General features: G+C 75.6%; 1 protein-coding gene. It reads right to left on the bottom strand.

The annotated features are described in order from the left end of the window. Positions 1-4: 4 nt before the first annotated feature. Positions 5-1,115 (bottom strand): YcaO-like family protein (locus tag FNQ90_RS24215; RefSeq protein WP_182608298.1); only part of this gene is annotated, 1,111 nt, incomplete at its 5' end.

Raw genomic sequence — 1,115 nt, 5'->3', positions numbered from 1 at the left:
GGCCTCACATGTGCGGGGGCGGCAACAGCGTCAGGTCGTCCGGACCCGGGCCGGTCCCCCGCCCGCCGTCCCGCACCCACCGTTCCGCGAAGCGGGGGCAACCGAGGTAGGAGAAGGCGGCCGGGGCGTTGGGCACCAGCCCGGAGACCAGCACCCGGACCACCCGCCAGGAGGTCTCGGCGATGTCCTCGGTGGTCAGGTCGACGGTGAAGACGCGGTGTCCGCCGGCGCGCAGCGCCGCCTCCAGACGCTCCGGGGTGCCGGATTCGATCCGATCGACCGGCACCGTGCCCAGCGCGGGCCGGGTGAAGCGTTCGGCGAGCCGGTGCGCCCGGGGGTCCAGCCACACCTGCACGTGCGCGCCCAGGTCCCGAACGGCCTCGCAGCGCGGGCCGGCCGCGTCGAGGTAGCGGCCGTCCTCCCGGTGGTCCAGGTACAGCCCCCGGGCCAGCAGGCCGGCCTCCACCGCCCGGAAGACCCAGCCGTCCGGGTCGACCAGGCCGAGGGTGAAGACCCGGGTGTGCACGGCCTCCAGCACCGCCTTGCGCGCGGCCTCGGCCGGGTCCCACCGGCAGGCGAATCCGGCGGCGTGCAGGCCGCTCACCGGATCGTGGACATGGGCGGCGACGCAGGGCGCGAACTCCGAGGGCATCTCCACCAGGGAGACCTCCAGTTCGGTGCCGGCCAGGTCCTCCGACAGCCCGGGCACGCTCGCCGGATCGATGCCCCGGGCGGGGGTGTCCAGGTGCCACCACAGTTCCAGGGCGTCGCGCTCGACGACCTCCAGCAGGCCGCGTTCGCGGGCGTCCTCGAGTCCCTCGCCGGTGGCGATGCCCGCGTAGTTGAGGTGGTGGGTGCGGGGCAGGTCGCGGAGGGAACGCCGACGCCAGTTGAGGTGGGACAGGGCGACGGGGACCAGGCACGGGACGGTGCTCCCGTCCGGCAGCCTCTCCTCGCCCCGCGCCCACAGGGCGGGGGTGTCCCCCGTCAGGGGGCGGTAGGGGAAGCCGGGGCTCTCCAGTTGCCAGGCGGCGTGGGTGGGCAGGTCGGCGGGGCCCTGGACGTTCTCGCCGCGGGCGACGAGTTCGTCGGCGGTCGCCCGCACGGGGGTGTCG

The sequence above is a fragment of the Streptomyces alkaliphilus genome (genome assembly GCF_014141535.1).
GTDB classification, from domain to species: domain Bacteria; phylum Actinomycetota; class Actinomycetes; order Streptomycetales; family Streptomycetaceae; genus Streptomyces; species Streptomyces alkaliphilus.
Note: the sequence above shows the minus strand (reverse complement) of the source record. Positions and strands in the feature narration are given on the sequence as shown.